The organism is Streptomyces sp. NPDC088554 (assembly GCF_044752945.1).
Lineage (GTDB): Bacteria > Actinomycetota > Actinomycetes > Streptomycetales > Streptomycetaceae > Streptomyces.
The window spans coordinates 391,945-407,761 of record NZ_JBIVMF010000002.1 but is presented as its reverse complement, the minus strand read 5'-3'; the positions used below and the strand labels follow the sequence as shown (position 1 = coordinate 407,761).

General features: G+C 70.7%; 16 protein-coding genes. 8 read left to right on the top strand and 8 right to left on the bottom strand.

Going from position 1 to position 15,817, the window contains the following annotated elements:
* Nucleotides 1–20 precede the first annotated feature (20 nt).
* Nucleotides 21–1,235, bottom strand: a complete 1,215-nt coding sequence (gene dusB / locus ACIP8W_RS03780) for a tRNA dihydrouridine synthase DusB (protein WP_401955772.1) — start codon at nucleotides 1,233–1,235, stop codon at nucleotides 21–23.
* A 52-nt stretch (nucleotides 1,236–1,287) separates the two neighbouring features.
* On the opposite strand from dusB, the gene ACIP8W_RS03775 reads away from it, so the two are divergent.
* Nucleotides 1,288–2,745: an MFS transporter gene (locus ACIP8W_RS03775; RefSeq protein ID WP_402152484.1), complete on the top strand. Its 1,458-nt coding sequence runs from the start codon at nucleotides 1,288–1,290 to the stop codon at nucleotides 2,743–2,745.
* Here ACIP8W_RS03775 and ACIP8W_RS03770 read toward each other — a convergent pair.
* On the bottom strand, nucleotides 2,728–3,180 hold the full coding sequence (locus ACIP8W_RS03770) for a protein phosphatase (RefSeq protein ID WP_401955770.1): 453 nt from the start codon (nucleotides 3,178–3,180) through the stop codon (nucleotides 2,728–2,730). The two genes, ACIP8W_RS03775 and ACIP8W_RS03770, sit on opposite strands and share 18 nt — an antisense overlap.
* Nucleotides 3,181–3,355: 175 nt before the next feature.
* Here ACIP8W_RS03770 and ACIP8W_RS03765 point away from each other — a divergent pair, with 175 nt between their 5' ends.
* Nucleotides 3,356–4,198 (top strand): isocitrate lyase/phosphoenolpyruvate mutase family protein, encoded by an 843-nt coding sequence (locus tag ACIP8W_RS03765; protein WP_402201819.1) that lies wholly within the window; start codon nucleotides 3,356–3,358, stop codon nucleotides 4,196–4,198.
* 235 nt (nucleotides 4,199–4,433) lie between these two features.
* Here ACIP8W_RS03765 and ACIP8W_RS03760 read toward each other — a convergent pair whose 3' ends face one another.
* Entirely contained in the window at nucleotides 4,434–5,483 is a 1,050-nt protein-coding gene (locus tag ACIP8W_RS03760) for a LacI family DNA-binding transcriptional regulator (RefSeq protein WP_401955768.1), read from the bottom strand.
* Nucleotides 5,484–5,836: 353 nt separating this feature from the next.
* Nucleotides 5,837–6,082 (bottom strand): DUF6243 family protein, encoded by a 246-nt coding sequence (locus ACIP8W_RS03755; protein WP_401955767.1) that lies wholly within the window; start codon nucleotides 6,080–6,082, stop codon nucleotides 5,837–5,839.
* A 354-nt stretch (nucleotides 6,083–6,436) separates the two neighbouring features.
* On the opposite strand from ACIP8W_RS03755, the gene ACIP8W_RS03750 reads away from it, so the two are divergent.
* Together ACIP8W_RS03750 and ACIP8W_RS03745 are read left to right on the top strand one after the other, a co-directional pair.
* Entirely contained in the window at nucleotides 6,437–7,474 is a 1,038-nt protein-coding gene (locus tag ACIP8W_RS03750; protein WP_402201817.1) for an aldo/keto reductase, read from the top strand.
* Nucleotides 7,475–7,623: 149 nt separating this feature from the next.
* The gene (locus tag ACIP8W_RS03745) at nucleotides 7,624–8,208 is read left to right on the top strand and encodes a TetR family transcriptional regulator (protein WP_401955765.1); all 585 of its coding nucleotides are present in this window, start codon (nucleotides 7,624–7,626) and stop codon (nucleotides 8,206–8,208) included.
* Between the two features lie 71 nt (nucleotides 8,209–8,279).
* Here the strand turns inward: ACIP8W_RS03745 and ACIP8W_RS03740 are convergent, their stop codons facing one another.
* A complete protein-coding gene (locus ACIP8W_RS03740) occupies nucleotides 8,280–8,486 on the bottom strand; it encodes a hypothetical protein (protein WP_401955764.1) in 207 nt (68 codons plus the stop codon).
* Nucleotides 8,487–8,646: 160 nt separating this feature from the next.
* The gene (locus ACIP8W_RS03735) at nucleotides 8,647–10,029 is read right to left on the bottom strand and encodes a glycine--tRNA ligase (protein ID WP_401955763.1); all 1,383 of its coding nucleotides are present in this window, start codon (nucleotides 10,027–10,029) and stop codon (nucleotides 8,647–8,649) included.
* 166 nt (nucleotides 10,030–10,195) lie between these two features.
* Between ACIP8W_RS03735 and ACIP8W_RS03730 the strand changes: the two genes are divergently transcribed.
* From ACIP8W_RS03730 to ACIP8W_RS03715, 4 genes are all read left to right on the top strand, one after another.
* A complete protein-coding gene (locus ACIP8W_RS03730) occupies nucleotides 10,196–11,170 on the top strand; it encodes a metal ABC transporter substrate-binding protein (protein WP_402201814.1) in 975 nt (324 codons plus the stop codon).
* 67 nt (nucleotides 11,171–11,237) lie between these two features.
* Entirely contained in the window at nucleotides 11,238–12,095 is an 858-nt protein-coding gene (locus ACIP8W_RS03725; protein WP_402201842.1) for a metal ABC transporter ATP-binding protein, read from the top strand.
* Nucleotides 12,096–12,097: 2 nt separating this feature from the next.
* The gene (locus tag ACIP8W_RS03720; protein WP_402201812.1) at nucleotides 12,098–13,006 is read left to right on the top strand and encodes a metal ABC transporter permease; all 909 of its coding nucleotides are present in this window, start codon (nucleotides 12,098–12,100) and stop codon (nucleotides 13,004–13,006) included.
* Nucleotides 13,007–13,105: 99 nt separating this feature from the next.
* Nucleotides 13,106–13,546 carry a Fur family transcriptional regulator gene (locus tag ACIP8W_RS03715; RefSeq protein WP_402152420.1) on the top strand — a complete coding sequence of 147 codons (441 nt, stop codon included), beginning with the start codon at nucleotides 13,106–13,108 and terminating at the stop codon, nucleotides 13,544–13,546.
* A 134-nt stretch (nucleotides 13,547–13,680) separates the two neighbouring features.
* On the opposite strand, the gene ACIP8W_RS03710 is transcribed toward ACIP8W_RS03715, so the two are convergent.
* Both ACIP8W_RS03710 and recO read right to left on the bottom strand, forming a co-directional pair.
* Complete coding sequence (locus tag ACIP8W_RS03710; RefSeq protein WP_402152422.1) at nucleotides 13,681–14,529, bottom strand: isoprenyl transferase; 849 nt, start codon at nucleotides 14,527–14,529, stop codon at nucleotides 13,681–13,683.
* A gap of 124 nt (nucleotides 14,530–14,653) precedes the next feature.
* The gene (gene recO, locus ACIP8W_RS03705; RefSeq protein ID WP_401955758.1) at nucleotides 14,654–15,403 is read right to left on the bottom strand and encodes a DNA repair protein RecO; all 750 of its coding nucleotides are present in this window, start codon (nucleotides 15,401–15,403) and stop codon (nucleotides 14,654–14,656) included.
* Nucleotides 15,404–15,817: the final 414 nt, after the last annotated feature.

Here is a 15,817-nt window from a genome sequence, read left to right as displayed (position 1 = left end):
CCGGTGAACCCCCGAGGGCCTCAGCCGCCCGAGGTGTCCAGCTCCGCGTCCGCGCCGATGCCCGCGCAGTCGTACGGGTCCTTCAGCCAGCCGTCCGGCAGCACGACCCGGTTGTTCCCCGACGTACGCCCGCGCGGCCCGTCCGCGCCGTCCGGCCACGGCTGGTCCAGGTCGAGGCCGCCCATCAGCTCGTCCAGCTGGGCGAGCGAGGAGGTGATCGCCAGCTCCTTGCGGAGCGTCGAGCCGACCGCGAAGCCCTTCAGGTACCAGGCCACGTGCTTGCGGAAGTCGATCACCCCGCGCGCCTCGTCGCCGATCCACTCCCCCAGCAGCTGCGCGTGCCGCCGCATCACACCCGCGACCTCGCGCAGGGTGGGCGCCGCCACCGTCCCCGTACCCTCGAAGGCCGCCACCAGATCGCCGAAGAGCCACGGCCTGCCGAGACAGCCGCGCCCGACGACCACGCCGTCGCAGCCGGTCTCGCGCACCATCCGCAGGGCGTCCGCCGCCGACCAGATGTCGCCGTTGCCGAGCACCGGGATCTCCGGGACGTGCTCCTTGAGCCGTGCGATGGCGTCCCAGTCGGCGGTGCCGCCGTAGTGCTGTGCGGCGGTCCTGCCGTGCAGCGCGATGGCGGTCACCCCGGCGTCCACCGCGATCCGTCCGGCGTCCAGATAGGTGAGATGGTCGTCGTCGATGCCCTTGCGCATCTTCATCGTGACCGGCAGCCCCCCGGCGTTCGACACCGCCTCGTGCAGGATCGCCCGCAGCAGCGGCCGCTTGTACGGAAGGGCCGAGCCGCCGCCCCTGCGGGTCACCTTGGGGACCGGGCAGCCGAAGTTCAGGTCGATGTGGTCGGCGAGGTCCTCGTCCACGATCATCCGGACCGCTTTGCCGACGGTGACCGGGTCCACTCCGTACAGCTGGATCGAGCGCGGGGTCTCCGTCGCGTCGAAGTGGATGAGCTGCATGGTCTTCTCGTTGCGCTCGACCAGCGCCCGCGTGGTGATCATCTCGCTGACGAAAAGCCCCTTGCCGCCGCCGGGGGTGTCCGCCGGAGGACGCCCCCCGAACCCCCGGGCCCCCTCGGCGAACTCCCTGCACAGGGTGCGGAAGGGAGCGTTGGTGATCCCGGCCATCGGCGCGAGCACCACCGGCGGCCGGACGGTGTGCGGGCCGATGGTGAGCGGGGTGACGGCCGCGCGAGGGGCGGGCGTGGCGAGCTGAGCGGTCATGCCCCCATTGTCACCTACGGGATTACTTGTTAGTTAGCCGTACTATCCACGTATGCCCGAGCTGACCCAACGGCGGAAAACGCTGGTGCTGGCGATCTGCTGTATGAGTCTGCTGATCGTCAGCCTGGACAACACCATCCTCAATGTCGCGCTGCCCTCCATGCAGAGAGAGCTGCACACCTCTGTCTCCGGGCTCCAGTGGACGATCGACGCCTACACCCTCGTCCTCGCCTCCCTGCTGATGCTCGCGGGCTCGACGGCCGACCGGATCGGTCGTCGCCGGGTCTTCAAGGCGGGTCTCGTCCTCTTCACGCTCGGCTCGCTGCTCTGCTCCCTCGCGCCGAACCTCGAATCGCTCGTCGCCTTCCGCATGATCCAGGCGGTCGGCGGGTCGATGCTCAACCCCGTCGCGATGTCGATCATCACCAACACCTTCACGGGCCCGCGCGAACGCGCCCGCGCCATCGGTGTCTGGGGCGGTGTGGTGGGCATCTCGATGGCGGCGGGCCCGCTGGTCGGCGGGTTGCTGGTGGACTCCGTGGGCTGGCGGTCGATCTTCTGGATCAACCTCCCGATCGGCATCGCCGCCTACCTGCTGACCTGGCGGTACGTCCCCGAATCCCGCGCGCCCGAGCCCCGCCGCCCCGACCCGGTGGGCCAGCTCCTGGTCATCGGCGTACTCGGCGCGCTGACCTACGCGATCATCGAGGCGCCCTCGGCGGGCCTCACCTCGCCGCTGATCCTGTCCTTCGCGACGGTCGCCGCCCTCTGTCTGGCGGGGCTGCTGTGGTACGAACGGAGGCGCCCCGAACCCCTCATCGACCTGCGGTTCTTCCGTAGCGCGCCCTTCAGCGGGGCGACCGTCATCGCGGTGAGCGGCTTCGCCGCGCTCGGCGGGTTCCTCTTCCTGAACACGCTCTACCTGCAGAACGTCCGGGGCCTGTCCGCCCTGCACGCCGGGCTCTACATGCTCCCGATGGCCGCCATGACCTTCGTCTGCGCCCCGCTCTCGGGCCGGCTGGTCGGCAGCCGGGGGCCACGGCTGCCGCTGCTGATCGCCGGGGTCGGGATGACCGCGAGCGGGCTGCTGTTCGCGGTGTTCGACGCGGAGGCCACGAACGCGCTGCTGTTCCCCGGGTACGTGCTCTTCGGCCTCGGCTTCGGCATGGTCAACGCGCCCATCACCAACACCGCCGTCTCCGGCATGCCCCGCTCCCAGGCGGGCGTGGCGGCGGCCGTCGCCTCGACCAGCCGCCAGATCGGCCAGACGCTGGGCGTCGCGGTGATCGGGGCGGTCCTGGCGGGCGGGGTGGCGGGCGCCTCGTACCGGACGGGGTTCACGGACGCGAGCCGGCCCGCCTGGTGGATCATCACCGCCTGCGGTGTGTCGGTGCTGCTGGTGGGCGCGCTGACGAGCGGCGCCTGGGCACGGGAGACGGCCCGGCGGACGGCGGAGCGCCTGGAACCGGCGCCGGACCCGGCCGTTCGGAAGTCACCCGGCAGACGCTGAGGGCGGCCCGGGGAAGCGGCTCACGTAGCGGCGCTGCCAGGGGGTCTCCACGGCGTGCCGGGAGTAGTGCTCGCGTACGTACGCGACGGCTTCGCCGCCGGGGACGCCGTCGAGCACGGCCAGGCAGGCCAGCGCCGTACCGGTCCTGCCCCGGCCACCGCCACAGGCCAGCTCCACGCGCTCGCCGCCCGACCGCTCCAGAGCCTCGCGCAGGGCACCCGCCGCCGCCGCGCGGTCGGACGGCAGCCGGAAATCGGGCCAGCGCACCCAGCGGGCCTCCCACGCGGTCGCGGGCGGTTCCTTGCCCAGCAGATACAACGCGAAGGTCGGCGGCTGCCCCTCGGGAAGGGGGTGGCGCAGCCCCCGTCCGCGTACGAGCCGCCCCGAGGGCAGACGCAGGAGGCCGGGGGTCGCGGGGTCCCAGGAGTTGGTCACGGGGCGACCCTAGGGCGGTCCCGCGGAGGCCGGAATTCCGCCGGGCTCCATGGGCCGGCTCGGGTGTACCGGCTCGGGTGTGCGCCGGATATCCCGCCGAGGTCCACCGCGTCGGCTCGGGTGTGCGCCGGATATCCGCTGGACCGGCCGGATATCCGCTGGTGAAGTGGCCGTCATGACGACGACAACAACGCAACAGGACAGAGCCGCCCTCCTCCGCTCCCTGCACATCCCCGGCACACCCCTCGTCCTGCCCAACGCCTGGGACGGTGCCTCCGCCCGGCTGGCCGCGGACGCCGGAGCTGCCGTCATCGCCACGACCAGCGCGGGGGTGGCCTGGTCCCTGGGGTTCGGGGACGGCGGGCGGCTGGACCGGACCGACGCGCTGGGGGCGGTCGCGCGGATCGTGGGGGCGGTCGGTGTCCCGGTCACCGCCGACATCGAGGGCGGATACGGCTCCACCGCCGAGGACGTGGCCGAGACGGTCCGGGGCGTGCTCGCGGCCGGAGCCGTCGGCGTCAACCTGGAGGACGCGCCGGGACCGGGCGCCGATCCGCTGCGGCCGGTGGCCGAACAGGCCGCCCGGATCACGGCGGCACGGCAGGCCGCCGACGCGGCGGGCGTACCGCTGTTCGTCAACGCCCGGATCGACACGCACCGGCTGCGGGCCGCCCCGGACGTCTGGCTGAAGGAGACCCTGGCCAGGGCCGCCGCCTACGCGCACGCGGGGGCCGACGGTGTGTTCGTCCTCGGCGCCCTGGACCGGGCGGCCGTATCGGCCCTGGTGGACGGCGTGCCGGTGCCCCTGAACGTACAGGCGGAGCCCGGCACGCTGCCCGTGTCCGTACTGGCGGAGCTGGGGGTCGCCCGGATCAGCGCGGGTTCGTCGATCGCCGAGGCGGCGTACGGCCTGGCGGCACGCGGCGCGCGCGAGCTGCTGACCTCCGGTACGACCACGGCGCTCGACGGCAAGCTCGCGTACCGCGCGCTCAACTCGCTGATGACCGGGCCCGCCTGAAGACACCCTGCCTGAGAAACGCCTCGTCCGAGAACGCCTCGTCCGAGAACGCCCGCCGGGTCGGGCCGCCGCGGGTCAGGCCGCCGCGAGTCAGGGCCGCGGGTCAGACCGCCGCCGGGTCAGGGCCGCGGGTCAGGCCGCCGCCGGGTCAGGGCCGCGGGTCAGGCCGCCGCCAGGTCAGGGCCGCGGGTCAGGCCGCCGCCGGGTCAGGGCCGCGGGTCAGGCCGCCGCCAGGTCAGGCCGCCGCCGAACTTCCCCTGACGATCAGCTCGGGCGCCAGCAGTACGTGTTCCGGCTCGGCCTCCGGTGTCTTGATCCGGGCGAGGAGCAGCCGTACACACTCACGGGCCGCCCCGGCCAGCGGCTGGCGCAGGCTGCTCAGGCCGGGCGAGAGCAGCGGGGCGGCGGCGGAGTCGTCGAAGCCGACGACGGCGATGTCCCGGCCGGGCGTCCGGCCGGAGTCCAGCAGCGCGCGGTAGCAGCCGAGGGCGAGGGTGTCGCTGGCCGCGACCACGGCGGTGGCGCCCGCCGGGAGGAGTCCGGCGGCGGCGTCCCGCGCGGCGTCGACGCCGTCGTCCGGGGAGCTACCCCGCAGATTGCGTACGGACAGTCCGTGCCGGCGCATCGCCGCCCGCCAGCCCTCGGCCCGGTCGTCGTCGGCGACGGCTCCCCTGGGCCGGCCGAGGAAGGCGATCCTGCGGTGCCCGAGGGCGACGAGGTGGTCGACGGCCGCCGCCGTGCCGTGCGCGCCGTCGACGTCGACCCAGTCCCCGAGGTCGCGGGCGGACCGGGGACGCCCGAACGACACGAAGGGGATGCCGCGTTCGCGCAGCCAGTCGAAGCGCCGGTCACCACGGTGGGCTCCGCTCAGGACGAAGGCGTCCACCGACCGTTCGCGTAACAGCTCGGCGTAGGACTCCGGTTCGCCCTCGGCCCCGGCGGGCACGGCGAAGAGGAGTATGCGGTACCCGGCCCGGTTGGCCGAGTCGGAGAGCGCGTGCAGGAAGTGGTCCATCACCGGCCCGGAAACCCCCTCGCGCGCGGCCCTGACCCCGTACCCGATCAGCAGGCTCGACTGGGTACGCAGCAGCCGCGCCGCCTGGTGGGGACGGTAGTCCAGCTCGTCGATCGCCCTGCGCACACGCTCCAGGGTCGCCGGGGCCAGCAGCTCGGGCGCGTTGAGCGCGTTGGACACCGTCTGGGGCGACACCCCCGCCCGCTGGGCGACCAGGGCCAGCGTGGCCGGCCTGTCCTTGTGTCCGCCGGCCATGGTCGTACGTGCCATCTGGTCGCCTCCGTCGCGCGCGATTCCGCGTTGTGCAGTGCCGTTGCGTGGTGCCGTTGTGCAGTGCCGTTGCGTGGTGTGCGTTGTGTGGTGTGCCGCCCCCGTTGTCTTTCAAGGAACGATAAGATCATCTCCGCTCGGACGGCGAAGGGATTCCCGGCCGGATCGGCCGAGCGCGCGGACCACTCACAAACACGCTCATGGGCACACAAGAGGGGCCCGGATCATCGATTCACCGATGATCCGGGCCCCTCATTCGCGCGGCTACGCTGCTACGTGCCTGCGCGTCTATGCGTCTATGCGTCTATGCGACGGTTACGCGCCAACTCCTGCGTGTACGCGTCAGCCGCGTATCAGTCCTGCGCGGTGCCGCTCGACTCCGTCGACTGGTCGGCCGACTGGTCCGCGCTGTCGGTGCTGTCCTGCTTATTCCCCTGCCCGGCGGCGCGCTCGCGCATCTTGCGCAGCAGCTCCTGCTTCTGGTCGGCGGACGCCTTGCGATTGGCGTCACGCGCGGGGGCGGCGGACTGCGGGTCGGTACGGGCCAGCTTCGTACGCTGCCCGCCCACACCGAGAAGGTTGTTGCGGCTCTTTGCCACGGGGTTCTCCCGAAGTGATGAGAAGTGATCTGCGGATTCGTCGGTGGGGGGCGGGCTGTCGCCGCCGCGCTCTCACTCGTAGATCTGGAAGAACATGCCCATGACGCTACCACCGGCCGGGACCGGGACGTAACGCGTTTTTCGCGGGGCGGCCGACGGGCGCCGCGCGAGGGTCATGGAGGAGACCCCACGAAAGAGTGAATGACAGATGTTGAAATCTGTCATCCGTCATGCCAACCTTGTCTCATCGGGGCTGCGGCACCCCATATCCATCCCCTCCGCTCCCCCATCCCTCATATCCCCCATATCCCTGGTATCCCTCATATCCCTCTCACCCCGATCGGAGACCTCGCCATGGACCCGACCACACTCCCCGCCCCCGACTTCCCCACCCGCCCCCTCGGCGCCTCGGGGCCGCGCTCCTCCGCGATCGGCCTCGGCTGCATGGGCATGTCCGCGCTGTACGGGGAAGGGGTCGACCGGGCGGAATCCATCGCCACCATCCACGCGGCGCTGGACGCGGGCATCACCCTGCTCGACACCGGCGACTTCTACGGCATGGGGCACAACGAACTGCTGATCAACGAAGCGCTGCGGACGGCCCCCGCCGAGGCCCGCGAGCGCGCCCTCACCAGCGTCAAGTTCGGCGCCCTGCGCGGCCCCGACAACAGCTGGGGAGGGTACGACGGCAGTCCGGCCGCCGTGCGGAACTTCGTCGCGTACTCCCTCCAGCGCCTCGGCACCGACCACATCGACATCTACCGGATCGCCAGGGTCGACCCCGATGTCCCGATCGAGGAGACGGTCGGCGCCATCGCCGAGCTGGTCCGGGCGGGACACGTCCGCCACATCGGCCTCTCCGAGGTCGGCGCGGAGACGATCCGCCGGGCGGCCGCCACCGCCCCGATCTCGGACCTCCAGATCGAGTACTCCCTGATCTCGCGGGGCATCGAGGACGAGATCCTGCCCACCGTCCGCGAGCTGGGCATCGGGATCACGGCGTACGGAGTGCTCTCGCGCGGGCTGATCAGCGGTCACTTCACCAGCGACCGTCAGCTGGCGCCCGGCGACTTCCGGGCGTTCAGCCCCCGCTTCCAGGGCGACAACCTCCAGCACAATCTGGCGCTGGTCGACTCGCTGCGCAAGATCGCCGAGCAGAAGGGGATCACGGTCGCGCAGACCGCCATCGCCTGGGTGCTGTCCCGGGGCGAGGACATCGTGCCGCTCATCGGTGCCCGGCGCCGCGACCGGCTGGCCGAGGCCCTCGGCGCCCTGGAGGTCACGCTCGACGCGGGCGACCTGGCCGCCATCGAGCGCTCCTTCCCGGCCGGGGCCGCTGCCGGGGACCGGTATCCGGCGGCCGCGATGTCGGAGCTGGACAGCGAGCGCTGACCCGGATGGGGCGAAAGGGTGACGGATACTGTCCTCCATCACCCCCGATACTCCATACGGGCCGCTACTCCGTCGTTCCGTACGGGCCGCCGCACCCCCGACGCGCCCGTCGCCGTACGGCCCGCGAGCCAAGAAAGGCCGGACACCGCATGGGCACCGAGCCGCTGACCGCCGAGCGCATCCTCGAAGCCACCGAGGAGGTGCTGCGCCGCTACGGCCCGGCGAAGGCGACCGTCGTCGATGTGGCGCGTGTGCTCGGCGTCAGCCACGGCAGTGTGTACCGGCACTTCGCCACCAAGGCCGCGCTGCGCGAAGCGGTCACCGCGCGCTGGCTGAGCCGTACGGAGACGACCCTGCGGCAGATCATCGACGGACCCGCCGAGCCGGGCCCCGAGAAGCTGCGCCGCTGGCTGCTGGCGCTCTTCGACACCAAGCGGCACAAGGCGGGGGACGACCCGGAGCTGTTCGCCACGTTCACCGTGCTGCTCCAGGACAGCAGCGGTGTGGTCGACGCCCATCTGACGGAGCTGGAGGGACAGCTCACCCGGATCATCGAGGAAGGCACGAGGGAGGGAGAGTTCAGCACGGCGGACCCGGCGGGTTCCGCCGGGGCGGTGTTCGCCGCGACGGCCCGCTTCCACGACCCCGCCTACGCCCCGGAGTGGCAGAAGCCCACGGCGGACGCCGAGTTCACCGCCGTATGCGATCTGCTGCTGCGCGGCCTGCGAGCCTGAGCCCCAGCCACCCCGCCCCCGCCCCCGCCCCGCCCTGCTCTGCTCTGCTCTGCTCTGCTCTGCCGGAAGACTCAGCCCGCCGTCGGGTCCACCGTCGCCTGGTGCGCCTCGGTGAGGTGCCCCTCCGCCTTGAGCCAGGGCAGGAACTGCGCCCCCTTGCTCCAGCCGCAGGTGTCGCAGACCAACGACCGCTGCACACCCGCCTTCTGGACGCGGACGACATGCTCGCGTCCGTGCTGGTCCCATCGGGTGACCTTGCTGGTGGTCGTGGCCGGCATGCTCCGTGTCTCCCCTGGTAGGTCAGCGCCCAGTGTGCCGTACAGACACCGCCGATATCGCCAATCACCTTTCCCCACAGGTGAGTTGTGACCGGAGCACGGGAGAGGCCCCCGGTTCCAGGGGCGGAACCGGGGGCCTCGCTCGTCACTCGGTACGGCGTCAGCAGCCGATCAGCCGACCACCCAGGTAGCTCTGGATCTGGTCGAGCGAGACGCGCTCCTGCTTCATGGTGTCGCGCTCACGCACGGTCACCGCGTTGTCGTCGAGGGTGTCGAAGTCGACGGTGACGCAGAACGGCGTGCCGATCTCGTCCTGACGGCGGTAGCGGCGGCCGATGGCGCCCGCGTCGTCGAACTCGATGTTCCAGTTGCGCCGGAGGTCCGCCGCGAGGCCCTTCGCCTTCGGCGAGAGCTGCGGGTTGCGGGAGAGCGGCAGGACGGCCACCTTGACCGGCGCGAGGCGCGGGTCCAGGCGGAGCACGGTGCGCTTCTCCAGCACGCCCTTCGCGTTGGGCGCCTCGTCCTCGTTGTACGCGTCGAGGAGGAAGGCCAGCATCGCGCGGCCGACACCGGCGGCGGGCTCGATGACGTAGGGGGTCCAGCGCTCGCCGGCCTCCTGGTCGTAGTAGGCCAGGTCGTGGCCGGACGCCTTGGAGTGCGCGGACAGGTCGTAGTCCGTGCGGTTGGCGACGCCCTCCAGCTCGCCCCACTCGCTGCCGCCGAACTGGAAGCGGTACTCGATGTCGGCGGTGCGCTTGGAGTAGTGGGAGAGCTTCTCGGCCGGGTGGTCGTACCAGCGCATGTTCTCCTCACGGAGGCCCAGGTCGCGGTACCAGTTCCAGCGCTGCTCCATCCAGTATTCCTGCCACTGCTCGTCCTCGCCCGGCTTGACGAAGAACTCCATCTCCATCTGCTCGAACTCGCGGGTGCGGAAGATGAAGTTGCCCGGAGTGATCTCGTTCCGGAAGGACTTGCCCATCTGCGCGATGCCGAACGGCGGCTTCTTGCGCGAAGTCTGCTGCACCTGGGCGAAGTTGGTGAAGATGCCCTGCGCGGTCTCGGGACGCAGGTAGGCGACGGAACCGGAGTCCTGCGTGGGGCCGAGGTGGGTGGAGAGCAGTCCGGAGAACTGCTTGGGCTCGGTAAAGGTGCCCTTGTTACCACAGTTGGGGCAGTTGAGCTCGGTGAGGCCGTTCTCGGGGGCCTTGCCGTGCTTCGCCTCGTACGCCTCTTCCAGGTGGTCCGCGCGGAAACGCTTGTGGCAGGAGGTGCACTCGGTGAGCGGGTCGGTGAAGGTCGCGACGTGACCGGACGCTTCCCAGACCTCGGTGGCAAGGATCACCGACGAGTCGATACCGACAACGTCCTCGCGCGAGGTGACCATATAACGCCACCACTGACGCTTGAGGTTCTCCTTCAGCTCGACTCCGAGCGGCCCGTAGTCCCAGGCGGCCCGCTGACCACCGTAGATCTCACTGCACGGGTAGACGAAGCCACGGCGCTTGCTCAGGTTGACGATGCTGTCGATCTTGTCGGCGGCCACGGTGCTCTCTTCATTACGACGACGACGAACGGCGAATGACCCAGATTAGCGGCGGGCGCACCCCTTCGATCAAATCGGTGCTGGGTATCGGACATCCCGCCCGTCCCGCGACCACTTCCCGACCCCTTGTTGACAATCGTTTCCAATTTTGTTGAAAATGACTGTCATGAACGTACGTCGCCTGATACCCACCGCCGCCATCGCCGGAGCTGTCACGCTCGGCATGGTGGCGCTGTCCGCCTGCTCCTCCTCCGACGCCGCCGAGCCGAAGAGCGGCGGCAAGCTCGCGGTGACCGCGTCGTTCTACCCGATGCAGTTCCTGGCCGAGCGAATAGGCGGCGGCCATGTCTCCGTCACGACCCTCACCAGGCCCGGTGTCGAGCCGCACGACCTGGAGCTCAAGCCCCGGCAGACCGCTCGGCTCGGCGAAGCCGATGTGATCCTCTACCTCAAGGGCGTCCAGCCCGCCGTGGACAAGGCCATCGCCCAGTCCGGCGTGGAGAACGTCGTCGACGCGACCACCCTCACCACGATGGAGAAGCACGGCACCGAGGCGGGCGGCCACGGCGGGGACGAGCACTCCGGCGACGACCACACCGCCGAGGAGACCGGCACCGAGGGCAACGACCCGCACATCTGGCTCGACCCCGTGAAGTACGCCGAGGTCGCCAAGGGCGTCGGCGCCGGCCTGGAGAAGGCCGACCCGGCCCACGCCGCCGCGTACAGGAAGAACACCGCCGCGCTGGTCGCGGAGCTGGACGGGCTGAACACCGAGTTCCGGCAGGGTCTCGCGCACACCTCCACCAAGACCTTCATCACCACCCACGCCGCCTTCGGTTATCTCGCCGAGCGCTACGGCCTGGAGCAGGAGGCCATCGCGGGCATCGACCCCGAATCCGAGCCGACCCCCGCCCGGATCAAGGAACTGGAGACCATCGCGGAACGGGACAAGGTCGGCACCATATTCTTCGAGACACTGGCCAGCGACAAGACCGCCAAGACCCTCGCCGGCGACTCGGGACTGAAGACGGACGTCCTGGATCCGCTGGAGGGAATCACGGACAGGTCCAAGGGCGATGACTACCTCGAAGTCATGCGCTCCAACCTCGGCGCGCTGCGGACAGCACTCGGCGCGAAGTGAGCCGGGCGCACACACGCCGGGCGGGCGTGACATGAACCAGCGGACAGCGGTATCGGAGGCGACCGGCATGGCGACGGCGAAGAGCACGACGGACCCGGCCGACCCGGCCCGTACCCCACACCCGAAGAGCGCGCCCGTCATCACCGTGCGCGGCGCCACCGCCACGCTCGGCTCGCGCCCCGTGCTGCGCGGCATCGACCTCACCGTCCGCGCCGGTGAGGTCGTCGCCCTGCTCGGCGCCAACGGCTCGGGCAAGTCCACCGCCGTACGCTCCGTGATCGGACAGGTACCGCTCACCAGTGGCGAGATCTCGCTCTTCGGGACCCCGCTGCGCCGCTTCCGGGACTGGGCCCGCGTCGGTTACGTACCACAGCGCACCACCGCCGCGAGCGGGGTGCCCGCGACCGTGCGCGAGGTCGTCTCGTCCGGCCGGCTCTCCCGTACGAAGCTGAGGTGGCCCTCCAGGGCCGACCGGAACGCCGTTCAGCGTGCCATCGAGCTGGTGGACCTGGCCGACCGCGCCGGGGACTCCGTGGGCGCCCTCTCGGGCGGCCAGCACCAGCGCGTACTGATCGCCAGGGCGCTGGCCTGCCAACCCGAGCTGCTGATCATGGACGAGCCGATGGCGGGCGTCGACCTGGCCAGCCAGAACATCCTCGCCGCGACCCTGCGCGAGCAGGTGGCCGCCGGTACGACGGTCCTGCTGGTCCTGCACGAACTGGGCCCGCTGGAGCCGCTCATCGACCGCGCGGTGGTGCTGCGCGATGGCCGTGTGACCCATGACGGCCCGCCGCCGAAGGCCGTCGGCCGGCACACGCCGCCCGGCCACGACCCCCATCCTTTGACAGATCCGACAGATCCGACAGATCCGAGCTGTCATCCACACGCGGCCGGCGAGCCGCTCCGTACGGGACTGCTGACCTGACCATGGAAATCCTCGAGACCGCGTTCATGCAGCGGGCGCTGATCGCCGCCGTACTGGTCGGCATCACCGCCCCCGCCGTCGGCATCTACCTCGTACAGCGCCGTCAGGCCCTGATGGGCGACGGCATCGGCCATGTCGCGATGACCGGCGTCGGCCTGGGTTTCATGCTCTCCCTCAGCCCCGTGTGGATGGCGACGCTGGTCGCGGTCGCGGGTGCCGTGACGATGGAGCTGATCAGGGCGTACGGCCGCACACGCGGCGATATCGCGCTGGCGATGCTCTTCTACGGCGGTATGGCGGGCGGTGTGCTGCTGATCAATCTCGCGCCGAACGGTTCGAACGCCAACCTCAGTTCGTACCTCTTCGGCTCCCTGTCGACGGTCTCGCCCTCGGACGTGACGGCGATCTCACTGCTCGCCGCTTTTGTGGTGCTGGTCACGGTCGGTCTGCGGCGGCAGCTCTTCGCGGTCAGCCAGGACGAGGAGTTCGCCCGCGTCACCGGGCTGCCCGTGCGCGCGCTGAACCTGCTGATCGCGGTGACGGCCGCCGTGACCGTCACGGTCGCGATGCGGGTGGTGGGGCTGCTGCTGGTCAGCGCGTTGATGGTGGTGCCGGTGGCGGCGGCCCAGCAGATCACCCGGTCGTTCGTGGTGACGTTCGTCCTGGCCGTGGTGATCGGTACGGCCGTGACCCTGGCCGGCACGGTCACCTCGTACTACCAGGACGTACCGCCCGGCGCGACGATCGTGCTGATCGCGATCGGCGTCTTCGTACTTCTGACCGCGCTGTCCACTCCCCTGGCCAGGCGGCGGGCGCGGGCGGCGCGGGCGGCGGAGACGGCCTCCGCCGTACCGGAAGCAGTACCGGAAGCAGTACCGGAAGTGGAGGTTCCGGCTCCGCTGCCGGCCTGACTGCGCGTTTGACCGCGGGCCGACGTCGAGCTGGCAGAATGGCCCGACGTAAGCGCGCAACGCCCGACGGATACGACGGGCAGAGGCAAGGAGGCACCTGTGACGACTGCGCCCAGCAGTGAATCAAGCGCGGCCCCCGTGCGCGGCCGGTCGACCCGCCAGCGTGCCGCGGTGGCGGCGGCGCTCGACGAGGTGGACGAGTTCCGCAGCGCGCAGGAGCTTCACGACATGCTGAAGCACCGCGGCGACTCGGTCGGTCTGACCACGGTCTACCGCACCCTCCAGTCCCTCGCCGACGCGGGCGAGGTCGACGTGCTGCGGACGAACGACGGCGAGTCGGTCTACCGGCGCTGCTCGACCGGCGATCACCATCACCACCTGGTGTGCCGGGTCTGCGGCAAGGCCGTCGAGGTCGAGGGGCCCGCGGTCGAGCAGTGGGCGGAGACCATCGCGGCGCAGCACGGCTATGTGAGTGTGGCGCACACGGTGGAGATCTTCGGCACCTGCGCGGAGTGCGCGGCGAACGCGGCGAAGAACTGACGTCCTTCGCACGCGGCGAACGCGGGCGTCCCTCACGGGCGCCCTTCGCACGGCGCCGGTGTCCCCGGTTCCCCAAGCCCGGACAGGCCGTTCGCGGCCCGTCCGGCGCTTGAGGACCGGTCACCGTCATTCGCTCAGCTCTGGGGCAGCTCCTCCTGCTCCTCTATGTCCATGCTGGACTCCTGGTTCGGCAACGCCCCGCCGAACCGGCGGTCCCGGGACGCGTACTCCAGACAGGCCCGCCACAGATCGCGCCGGTCGAAGTCCGGCCACAGCACGTCCTGGAAGACCATCTCGGCGTAACTGCTCTGCCAGATCAGGTAGTTGGACGTACGCTGCTCGCCGCTCGGACGCAGGAAGAGGTCCACGTCCGGCATGTCGGGGTAGTACAGGTACTTCGCGAACGTCTTCTCATTGACCTTGGACGGGTCGAGCTTGCCGGACGCCACATCGGCCGCGAGCGCCCGCGCCGCGTCCGCGATCTCCGCACGGCCGCCGTAGTTGACGCAGAAGTAGAGCGTCATGGCGTCGTTGTCCTTGGTCTGCTCCTGCGCGACCTGGAGCTCCTGGACGACGGACTTCCACATCTTGGGCATCCGGCCGACCCAGCGGATCCGGATCCCCAGCTCGTCCATCTCGTCGCGGCGGCGCCGGATGACATCACGGTTGAAGTTCATCAGGAAGCGGACCTCGTCGGGCGTGCGCTTCCAGTTCTCGGTCGAGAAGGCGTACAGGGAGAGGTTCTTGACGCCCATCTCCAGACAGCCCTTGAGCACATCGAGGACGACACCCTCGCCGACCTTGTGGCCCTCGGTGCGCGGAAGCCCGCGCTCCTTGGCCCAGCGGCCGTTCCCGTCCATCACGCAGGCCACGTGCTTCGGCACCAGCTCGCTCTGGATCTTCGGCGGAACGGCACCGGAGGGGTGCGGTTCCGGTGTCTTGTACTCGCGGCGGGAACGTCCCAGGATTCCGCGTCGTGCCATGCGCTCTCGTCTCCTCTTTCATCGCTGCGTTTTCCATCGCCGCGTCTCGCCGCGGTCCATTGGCGCCCGAGCGGCCCGGCGGGGGATCCGAACGCCCGCCCCCGGACCGGCCCTTCTCCACGTCCTAGCTCTTCTCCACGTATCTGAGCGAGCGCAGGCCGCGCTCCAAGTGCCAGTGCAGATAGGCGGACACCAGCCCGCCGCCCTCCCTGACGTGCCGCGCCTCGCATGCGTCCGCCGTCGCCCAGTCGCCGGTCAGCAGCGCGCTGAGCAGCCCTACGGCCTCCGCAGAGGGTACGACGCTGCCGGGCACCCGGCAGTCGCCGCACACGACTCCGCCCGCCGCGACGGAGAAGAAACGGTTGGGCCCCTGGAGCCCGCATCGCGCGCAGTCGTCGAAGCTCGGCGCGTATCCGTTGACGGCGAGCGAGCGCAGCAGAAAGGCGTCCAGGATCAGATGGGGCGCGTGCTCCCCGCGCGCGAGCGTGCGCAGCGCGCCCACGAGCAGCAGATACTGCTGGACCGCCGGCTCCCCCTCGTGGTCGGTGAACCGCTCCGCGGTCTCCAGCATGGCCGTGCCCGCGGTGTACCGGGCGTAGTCGGTGACGATCCCGCCACCGTACGGAGCGATGATCTCGCCCTGGGTGCACAGCGGCAGCCCCCGTCCGACGAGTTCACTCCCCCGTGCGAAGAACTGCACATCGACATGGGAGAACGGCTCCAGCCGTGCCCCGAACTTCGACTTCGTACGCCGCACCCCCCGGGCGACGGCGCGGATCCGGCCATGGCCGCGGGTCAGAAGCGTGATGATCCGGTCGGCCTCACCGAGCTTCTGGGTGCGCAGCACGACGCCGTCGTCCCGGAACAGACTCATGAACCTCATTGTCCCGTACCCCGCGATGCCCCCGGCCCGGCGGTACCCCGGCACCACGAAGTGAGCGGAGAGACACTCGGGGTAACGCGCGTGGCGCCAACGCGAAGGGCGACTGGAGCACCCGGGCCGACGAGACGTACAAGACCGCCCGTCTCCACGAGGACCTGCTCACCGACCTGGGAATGCCGGACGGGACGGCGCCCCCGCCGATGTCCACACCTGGTGGGACGAACTGTCACCCACACTCCAGGCCGAGCTGATCGCCGGCCATCCGCAGGTGATCGGCAACCTGGACGGCATCCCCGCCGACGCCCGGGACATGGGGCTACGACACCATCGGCAACGTATGGCCGGGCAGCGCGTCGCCCTGCGCCGAAGATTCCCCCCTGACGTTCCCCGGCGGTACCCCCGGCG

Excerpts from the sequence above, each read along its gene's own strand:
- ACIP8W_RS03760 (WP_401955768.1), bottom strand. The coding sequence starts at position 5,483 with ATGGCACGTACGACCATGGCCGGCGGACACAAGGACAGGCCGGCCACG.
- ACIP8W_RS03725 (WP_402201842.1), top strand. The coding sequence starts at position 11,238 with ATGGCGACGGCGAAGAGCACGACGGACCCGGCCGACCCGGCCCGTACC.
- recO (WP_401955758.1), bottom strand. The coding sequence starts at position 15,403 with ATGAGTCTGTTCCGGGACGACGGCGTCGTGCTGCGCACCCAGAAGCTC.
- ACIP8W_RS03730 (WP_402201814.1), top strand. The coding sequence starts at position 10,196 with ATGAACGTACGTCGCCTGATACCCACCGCCGCCATCGCCGGAGCTGTC.
- ACIP8W_RS03720 (WP_402201812.1), top strand. The coding sequence starts at position 12,098 with ATGGAAATCCTCGAGACCGCGTTCATGCAGCGGGCGCTGATCGCCGCC.
- ACIP8W_RS03765 (WP_402201819.1), top strand. The coding sequence starts at position 3,356 with ATGACGACGACAACAACGCAACAGGACAGAGCCGCCCTCCTCCGCTCC.
- ACIP8W_RS03740 (WP_401955764.1), bottom strand. The coding sequence starts at position 8,486 with ATGCCGGCCACGACCACCAGCAAGGTCACCCGATGGGACCAGCACGGA.
- ACIP8W_RS03750 (WP_402201817.1), top strand. The coding sequence starts at position 6,437 with ATGGACCCGACCACACTCCCCGCCCCCGACTTCCCCACCCGCCCCCTC.
- ACIP8W_RS03710 (WP_402152422.1), bottom strand. The coding sequence starts at position 14,529 with ATGGCACGACGCGGAATCCTGGGACGTTCCCGCCGCGAGTACAAGACA.
- ACIP8W_RS03775 (WP_402152484.1), top strand. The coding sequence starts at position 1,288 with ATGCCCGAGCTGACCCAACGGCGGAAAACGCTGGTGCTGGCGATCTGC.
- dusB (WP_401955772.1), bottom strand. The coding sequence starts at position 1,235 with ATGACCGCTCAGCTCGCCACGCCCGCCCCTCGCGCGGCCGTCACCCCG.
- ACIP8W_RS03745 (WP_401955765.1), top strand. The coding sequence starts at position 7,624 with ATGGGCACCGAGCCGCTGACCGCCGAGCGCATCCTCGAAGCCACCGAG.